We start from the raw sequence: 8,078 nt of genomic DNA on the forward strand, positions 1-8,078 counted from the left end.
CCTGGCAGAACACGGACGAACACAAACATGCAACACAAGGTCAAGAATATTCACTTCGTCGGCATCGGCGGCAGCGGCATGAGCGGCATTGCCGAGGTGCTGGTCACGCTCGGCTACAACGTCAGCGGCTCGGACCTGGGCAGTAACGCCGTTACCCAGCGCCTGGCCGGCATGGGTGCCACCGTGTTCCAGGGCCATGCGGCCGAGTATGTCGGCGCGGCCGATGCGGTCGTCACGTCCACCGCCGTGGCGGCGGACAACCCGGAAGTGGTCGCGGCCCGCGCGAAGAAAATCCCGATCGTGCCGCGCGCCGTGATGCTGGGCGAGCTGATGCGCCTGAAGCGGGGCATCGCGATCGCCGGCACGCACGGCAAGACCACGACCACGTCGCTGGTCGCTTCGGTGCTGTACCAGGGCGGCCTGGACCCCACGTTCGTGATCGGCGGCCGGCTCACCGCGGCCGGCGCCAATGCCAAGCTGGGTTCCGGCGAATACCTGGTGGCCGAGGCGGACGAATCGGATGCATCGTTCCTGAACCTGGCGCCGATGATCGAGGTGATCACCAACATCGATGCCGACCACATGGATACGTACGAGCACGATTTCGAGAAGCTGAAGCAGGCTTTCGTGCACTTCACGCACCGGCTGCCGTTCTACGGCCGCGCAATGCTGTGCATCGACGATCCGCACGTGCGCAGCATCCTGCCGCAGGTGACCAAGCCGGTCACCACCTACGGCTTCGCCGAGGACGCCGAGGTGCGCGCGGTGAACGCCCGCGCGGTCGGCACGCAGATGCATTTCACGGTGCTGCAGGAAGGCTTCCCGGCCCTCGACGTGGTGCTGAACCAGCCCGGCATGCACAACGTGCAGAACGCCTGCTCGGCCGTGGCGATTGCCCGCGAGATCGGCATCGAGGACAGTGCCACGCAGGCCGGCCTGGCCGGTTTCGCCGGCGTGGGCCGCCGGTTCACCAAGTACGGCGAGGTGGCGATCCAGGGCAAGGGAAATGCCGGTGGCACCTTCACGCTGGTGGACGACTTCGGCCATCACCCGGTCGAAACGGAAGTGACGCTGGCCGCCGCGCGCGCCGCGTATCCGGGCCGCCGGCTGGTGCTGGCGTTCCAGCCGCACCGCTATACCCGCACGCGCGACCTGTTTGAGGATTTCGCCCGCGTGCTGTCGGTGGTGGACCTGCTGGTGCTGGTGGAAGTGTATCCGGCCGGCGAAGCGCCGATCGTCGGTGCCGACGGCCGTTCGCTGGTGCGTGCGATCCGCGCGCGCGGCAAGACCGAGCCGGTATTCGTCGAAACGATCGCCGAGGTGCCGGAAACGATCATGAACCTGGTGCGCGATGGCGACGTGGTCCTGACGATGGGAGCGGGCTCGATCAGCGGCGTTCCCGCGAAACTGCTTAACTACACGGCATGAATGACGAGGCATGAACATGAGTACGGGTATCACGAAAGAAGAAGCGCAATCGTTCGGCAAGGTCGGCGTGCTGTTCGGCGGCCGTTCCGCCGAGCGCGAAGTGTCGATCATGTCCGGCACGGGCGTGCTGGAGGCGCTGCGCAGCCAGGGCATCGACGCGCACCCGTTCGATCCGGGCCAGCGTTCGCTGGCCGAGCTGGCCGCTGAAAAATTCGATCGCGTGTTCATCGCGCTGCACGGCCGCTATGGCGAGGATGGCACGCTGCAGGGCGCGCTGGAACTGCTGGGCATTCCGTACACGGGCAGCGGCGTGATGGCCAGCTCGGTGGCGATGGACAAGATCACCACCAAGATCCTGTGGCTGAAGGCCGGCCTGCCGACGCCGGAATTCGCGGTGCTGGACGATGCTTCCGACCTGCCGGCCGTTGCCGCGCGGCTTGGCCTGCCGCTGATCGTGAAGCCGCCGCATGAAGGTTCGTCGATCGGTTTTTCGAAAGTCGACGCGGTGGACCAGTTCGGCGCGGCGTATGCCAAGTGCGCGCCGCTGGACGATTCGGTGCTGGCCGAATCGTTCGTGTCCGGCCGCGAGTTCACCGTGGCGGTGCTGGGCACCGGCGCCGGCGCGCGTGCGCTGCCGGTCGTCGAGATCGTGGCGCCGAAGGGCAACTACGATTACCAGAACAAGTATTTCACGGACGACGTGCAGTACTTCTGCCCGCCGCAGCTCGACGAGGCGATCCAGGCCGAGATGCGCCGCATCGCCGTGGAAGCCTATCGCACGCTCGGCTGCGAAGGGTGGGCGCGTGTCGACGTGCTGCTGCGCGACAGCGACAACCGGCCGTTCCTGCTGGAGGCGAACACGTCGCCCGGCATGACCAGCCATTCGCTGGTGCCGATGGCGGCGCGGGCCGAGGGCATGTCGTACGAGGCGCTGTGCGTGGAAATCCTGCGCAGCGCGCGTTTGAAGATCAAGGGATAACAGGCGATGTGGCACGACGCAAAAGCCCTGAACGCAACCGCCAGCGGCATCTTCGCGCTGGTGTTTGCCGTTTGCGTCGCCGCCGGCGTCTGGTGGATCGCGCACCGGCCGGTCTTCGACCTGCGCACGATCCGTGTCGAGGCGATCGAGCAAGCTGACCTGCGCCACGTCAACCTGCTGACGCTGAAGAACGGCACGCAGGGCCGCATTCCCGGCAACTTCTTCACGGCCAACCTGGACCAGGTGCGCCAGGTGTTCGAGGCGGTGCCCTGGGTACGGCGCGCCACGGTGCGGCGCGAATGGCCGAACCAGCTGATCGTGGAAGTGGAAGAGCACGAGGCGCTGGGCACGTGGGGCGAGGATGGCCGGCTGCTGTCGGTGAAGGGCGATGTGTTCACGGCCAACCTGGCCGAGGCGGAAGAGGATCACGAACTGCCGCAGTTCTCCGGACCGGACGGCAGCGAGAAGGAAGTGCTGTCGCGCTACGCCGAACTGCGCAAGTGGTTTGCCCCGGCCAGGCTGGTGCCGGCCGGGCTGGCGCTGTCGAGCCGGTACGCGTGGACGGTGACGCTGGACAGCGGCGCCGTGGTGGCGCTGGGCCGCGAGCAGACGCCGACGATGCTGAAGGACCGCGTGGCGCGGCTGGTGTCGGTGTGGCCGCAACTGGCGGCGCGCGTGCCGGACATCGAAACGATCGACATGCGCTACCAGAACGGGCTGGCGCTGTCGGCGGCGGGCCTGAAGATACCGGCTGAGAAGGCAAAGAAATAGTCAAGAAATAGCGACGAAATAGCGAAGAAATAGCGCAGAAGAAAAGCTGAAGAACAGGCCGCAACGGGCCAAGCAGAGCGAAACGAATTTAACGAGCAAATAATGACAAAAGACGCGAAAAACCTGATCGTCGGTCTCGACATCGGCACCTCGAAGGTGGTGGCCGTGGTCGCCGAAGTGATGGGCGATGGCCGCCACGAAGTGATCGGGCTGGGGCAGCACGAATCGAAAGGCCTGAAGAAGGGCGTGGTGGTCAACATCGAAGCGACCGTGGAATCCATCCAGCGCGCCCTCGAGGAAGCCGAGCTGATGGCCGACTGCAAGATCCGCAATGTGTATGCGGGCATCGCGGGCAGCCATATCCGCAGCTTCAATTCGAGCGGCATGGTGGCGATCAAGGAAAAGGAAGTCACGGCCACCGACGTCGCGCGCGTCATTGAAACGGCGAAGGCCGTTAACATCCCTACTGATCAGCAGCTGCTGCACACGGTGCCGCAGGAATTCATCGTCGACAGCCAGGAAGACGTGCGCGAGCCGATCGGCATGAGCGGCATCCGGCTGGAAGTGAAGGTACATATCGTCACGGGCGCGGTGAGCGCCGTGCAGAACATCGTCAAGTGCGTGCGGCGCTGCGGGCTCGAGGTCTCCGACCTGATCCTGCAGCCGATGGCATCCGCGGATGCCGTGCTCACGCCGGACGAAAAGGAATTGGGTGTAGTGCTGATCGATATCGGCGGCGGCACCACCGACGTTGCAGTGTTCTCGGACGGCGCGATCCGCCATACGGCAGTGATCCCGATCGCCGGTGACCAGATCACCAACGACATAGCGATGGCCTTGCGGACGCCCACGTCCGAAGCGGAAGAAATCAAGATCCGCTACGGCGTGGCAAAGCAGGTACTGGCAGATCCGGGGGAACACCTGGAAGTGCCGGGCCTGGGCGACCGCGGCCCCCGCAACCTGTCCCGCCAGGCGCTGGCTGCCGTCATCGAGCCGCGCGTGGAGGAATTGTTCGCCATGGTGCACCAGGTCGTGCGCGAGTCCGGATACGAGGGCGTGCTCTCGTCCGGCATCGTGCTGACCGGCGGCTCCTCGATCATGCCTGGCATGGTCGAAATGGCGGAGGACATCTTCCTGAAACCGGCGCGCCTCGGCACGCCGGACTATCGCGGCCAGCTGGCCGACGTGGTGCGCAGCCCCCGCTATGCCACCGTGCTCGGCCTCCTGCTGGAAGCGAAGAAGCAGTATTTGCGCGGTCATATCGTGACGCGCCAGGACGGGTCCGTGAAGGCGGTCTGGCAACGCATGAAGGAATGGTTCCTCGGGAACTTCTGAGGGGGCGCTTGCGGGCCTGCCGCGTTGACGGCGGCCTGCGATGCACCCAAAACGGTAACAACAGGGTAAACTATTTTCATATATACGCATTCTTCAACCCCCGGCCTCTACCGATATGAAGGCTGGCGCTTGACGGGCGCTTTCAACTAGGAGCACATCATGGAGTTCGATATGGTCGATAACGCATCACTGGGAACGGTGATCAAGGTGGTCGGTGTGGGCGGCGCGGGCGGTAACGCGGTGCAGCACATGATCAACAAGGGCATGAGCGGGGTGGAATTCATCGCCGCCAATACCGATGCCCAGGCGTTGTCGGCTTCCAAGGCCGACAACATCATCCAGATCGGCGAGACCGGCCTGGGTGCGGGCATGAAGCCCGACGTCGGCCGCAAGCTGGCCGAAGAGTCGCGTGCGCGCATCGAGGATGCGCTGCGCGGCGCGCACATGGTGTTCATCGCCGCCGGCATGGGTGGCGGTACCGGCACCGGAGCCGCGCCGATCGTCGCCGAAGTGGCGAAATCGCTGGGCGCGCTGACGGTGGCGGTGGTGTCGAAGCCGTTCTCGCACGAAGGCCAGAAGTGCATGGAAATCGCCGACGAAGGCCTGGAGCAGCTGTCGCAGAATGTCGATTCGCTGATCGTGATCCTGAACGAGAAGCTCGAAGAGATCTACGAGGACGAGTCGCTGATCGAATGGCTGCAGCATGCCGACGATGTGCTGAACAACGCGGTGGCCGGCATTGCCGAGATCATCAATGTGCCGGGCCACATCAACGTCGACTTCAATGACGTGAAGACGATCATGGGCGAGCAGGGCAAGGCGATGATGGGTACCGCCACCGCCGCCGGCGTGGACCGCGCACGCATCGCCGCCGAACAGGCAGTGGCGTCGCCGCTGCTGGACGGCATCGACCTGTCCGGCGCGCGCGGCGTGCTGGTCAACGTGACCGCCAGCCGCGGGCTGAAGGGCAAGGAGATCAAGGAAGTGATGGCGGCAGTGCGCGCCTTCGCCGCACCGGATGCATCGATCGCACAGGGCATCGCCTACGACGATTCGATGGGCGATTCGATCCGCGTGACCGTGGTGGCCACGGGCCTGGGCAAGAACAAGAAGCACGTGCAGCTGGTACCGCAGCAGATGCTGCGCACCGGTACCCACAACAACCCGCTGAACCCGCAGGCCGGGCTGGGCGGGGCTGCCGCGTCGGTTGCGATGGGCGTGGCCGCCGGCCACAACTTCGAAGGCCAGAAAGCACCGGCCGTGTGGCGCCGCGAATCGGCTTCCGAGCAGGTGCGCGCGATGGAAAAGAACGGCATGGAAACCTACGATATCCCGGCATTCCTGCGCAAGCAGGCCGACTGATACGGTAGCGGCTACCCGCTGGTCATTGCGGAGTTCTCGCGAACTCCGCCGCGCCGGCCTTCGCGAGAGGGGCCGGCGTCTTCGAGCGGGTTCGCTCGCGCTCTGGCATACTGCCGGAGCTGCCGCCCTGGGTGCAGCCACCCATGAGCGGCATTTTTTTTGTTGCGCAAGATTCGAGGAGAACCATATGACCATCAAGATCGGCGATACGCTGCCGGAAGGCACGCTGTCCGAATTCATCGAAGTGGAAACCGAAGCGTGCTCGCTGGGTCCGAACACGTTCAACGTGCAGGAGCTCGTGAAGGGCAAGAAGATCGCGATCTTCGGCCTGCCGGGCGCCTACACGCCGACCTGCTCGGCCAAGCACGTGCCAGGCTTCGTCCAGCATGCCGACGCGTTCAAGGCGAAGGGCGTGGACGAGATCTGGTGCGTGTCGGTCAACGACGCGTTCGTGATGGGCGCCTGGGGCCGCGAACAGAAAGCCACCGGCATCGTGCGCATGATGGCAGACGGTAACGCCGCATTCGCCAAGGCCCTGGGCCTGGACGCCGACTTCTCCAAGTTCGGCATGGGCACGCGCTCGCAGCGCTATTCGATGCTGGTCGAAGACGGCGTCGTCAAGCAGCTGAACGTCGAGCAGGGCGGCAAGTTCGAAGTGTCGAACGCGGAGACGCTGCTGGGGCAGGTGTAACGCGAATTGACCTTGATGTGAAAATGCCGCGGCATGTTCGCGGCATTTTTGTTTATGTGCTACCACCACCCGCGGTCGCCAAGAACCTTTTCCTTGTAATAGCAGAGGTTTGCCGTGCAAGCGAATAACATCGGCCCAGCGTAATTCATCGGATGGAACAGCGTGCTGGCGGAGCCGGACGCGTCAAGGAAAATGTCGATCACCGCTGCAACCGTGAACACCGCAACGGTGTAGGTGATCGCGCGCCGCCACATCCCTTTCGCCAGGAAGTAAAAGGTGCCGAACAGGAATGCCCAGAAATTAAACATGATCCTGAACCTTTCCATTACCGACAAGGCTGCGATGTTTGAATACGTCGAGCCGCCCGCACGTTCGATCATGGCGAAACGCATTTTCCACACAGCGGACAATCCATCCAGCGACTGATGCAGGTTGGGATTACACCCGGCACATCCGCCCACCTTGACTGTCCCGGTACCGCAGCGTTCACAAGCCTCCATGAGCATCTCCTTGATATACGCGCCGGCCGGCTGCCGGCGACAGGAACAAGGAGCATAGAATTTCATGTCGCGCTCAATATTGCGAATGAGCAATATCAGTGACTTTCGCTGCCACGGTTTCGCCAGCGCCCGGCCTTTCCGCGCCGCGATCCGTCGCTCGTCAGGCCTGTGATGCTGCCGCTGGCCGCAGCCATCGGTGTGTCCGTGCCAGAGGTGACTGATGACGCGGGTCTACAGCCTTGGCTGCGGAATTCTCGGCAGCTTTCGTCATCGGGCGTGAAAGAACGAAGTTCGCTGCTGACTGAACCGTCGCTGTTTCATTGTAGATCAGCTACGCCTGTTACAACTTACGCCGCTGCCTTCTTGCCCCGGCTGCGTTTCTTCGGCGCCAACATGATGCCGGTGCAGTTCGGCGCGCCGCAGCGGCAGGCGAACGCCTTCTTCACGGCCGGGGTATGGCGCTCGTCGTAGATCAGGCCATAGTTGTAGCGCAGTTCCTCGCCTTTTTCGATGTCGTGCAGCGCGTGGATGAACACGCGGTCATCCTCTTCCATCGCTTCGCAGTTCGGGTCGCACGAGTGATTGATGAAGCGCGACTCGTTGCCGCCGGCGCCGCCATCGATCAGCAGCCCGTTATTGAGCGTGAAGAAGAAGGTATGGTTGATCGGGCCGCCCTTCTCGGCGGTGCGGCGGCAGGTTTCGTCCCAGTCGACGATCTCGCCGGTATATTCGATGATACGGGTACCGGCCGGGATCTTGCGGCGGGCAAAGACACCCTTGCCGTGGATCGGCGAATCGTGCACGTCGATGATGGCGGACTTTTTCGGTTTGGCGGTGGCAGTGGTCATGTGAATATCATACCGTTTTTCATGCTTGGCGCGGCTCTGTTGGGCACGGTTGGGCCACGGCCGATTTACAAGGCAATGGGATGGACGCCCCCTCCGAAACGGCATCGATGTGCCAAAGTGGAAGTGTCAACAAGCCACGATATCGAGGGAGGCGTCATCATGAA

At 63.7% G+C, this 8,078-nt stretch carries 8 protein-coding genes; 6 read left to right on the top strand and 2 right to left on the bottom strand.

Going from position 1 to position 8,078, the window contains the following annotated elements; all coding sequences use genetic code 11:
* Positions 1–27 precede the first annotated feature (27 nt).
* The 6 genes from murC to FHS02_RS27555 all read left to right on the top strand — a co-directional run bounded on the left by murC (position 28) and on the right by FHS02_RS27555 (position 6,566).
* Positions 28–1,428 (top strand): UDP-N-acetylmuramate--L-alanine ligase, encoded by a 1,401-nt coding sequence (gene murC / locus FHS02_RS27530; protein WP_137316227.1) that lies wholly within the window; start codon positions 28–30, stop codon positions 1,426–1,428.
* A 10-nt stretch (positions 1,429–1,438) separates the two neighbouring features.
* The gene (locus tag FHS02_RS27535) at positions 1,439–2,407 is read left to right on the top strand and encodes a D-alanine--D-alanine ligase (protein WP_371861435.1); all 969 of its coding nucleotides are present in this window, start codon (positions 1,439–1,441) and stop codon (positions 2,405–2,407) included.
* 6 nt (positions 2,408–2,413) lie between these two features.
* The gene (locus tag FHS02_RS27540) at positions 2,414–3,178 is read left to right on the top strand and encodes a cell division protein FtsQ/DivIB (protein ID WP_137316229.1); all 765 of its coding nucleotides are present in this window, start codon (positions 2,414–2,416) and stop codon (positions 3,176–3,178) included.
* A gap of 102 nt (positions 3,179–3,280) precedes the next feature.
* On the top strand, positions 3,281–4,513 hold the full coding sequence (gene ftsA / locus FHS02_RS27545; RefSeq protein ID WP_131147587.1) for a cell division protein FtsA: 1,233 nt from the start codon (positions 3,281–3,283) through the stop codon (positions 4,511–4,513).
* A gap of 159 nt (positions 4,514–4,672) precedes the next feature.
* Positions 4,673–5,875, top strand: coding sequence for a cell division protein FtsZ (ftsZ, locus tag FHS02_RS27550; RefSeq protein WP_137316230.1), 1,203 nt, complete (start codon positions 4,673–4,675; stop codon positions 5,873–5,875).
* A 187-nt stretch (positions 5,876–6,062) separates the two neighbouring features.
* Positions 6,063–6,566 carry a peroxiredoxin gene (locus FHS02_RS27555; protein WP_137316231.1) on the top strand — a complete coding sequence of 168 codons (504 nt, stop codon included), beginning with the start codon at positions 6,063–6,065 and terminating at the stop codon, positions 6,564–6,566.
* Between the two features lie 59 nt (positions 6,567–6,625).
* Here FHS02_RS27555 and FHS02_RS27560 read toward each other — a convergent pair whose 3' ends face one another.
* Together FHS02_RS27560 and FHS02_RS27565 are read right to left on the bottom strand one after the other, a co-directional pair.
* The gene (locus FHS02_RS27560; protein ID WP_137316232.1) at positions 6,626–7,132 is read right to left on the bottom strand and encodes a DUF2628 domain-containing protein; all 507 of its coding nucleotides are present in this window, start codon (positions 7,130–7,132) and stop codon (positions 6,626–6,628) included.
* Between the two features lie 281 nt (positions 7,133–7,413).
* Positions 7,414–7,914, bottom strand: coding sequence for an SET domain-containing protein (locus tag FHS02_RS27565; protein WP_137316233.1), 501 nt, complete (start codon positions 7,912–7,914; stop codon positions 7,414–7,416).
* Positions 7,915–8,078 lie beyond the last annotated feature (164 nt).

Source organism: Pseudoduganella umbonata (assembly GCF_014192225.1).
GTDB classification, from domain to species: domain Bacteria; phylum Pseudomonadota; class Gammaproteobacteria; order Burkholderiales; family Burkholderiaceae_D; genus Rugamonas; species Rugamonas umbonata.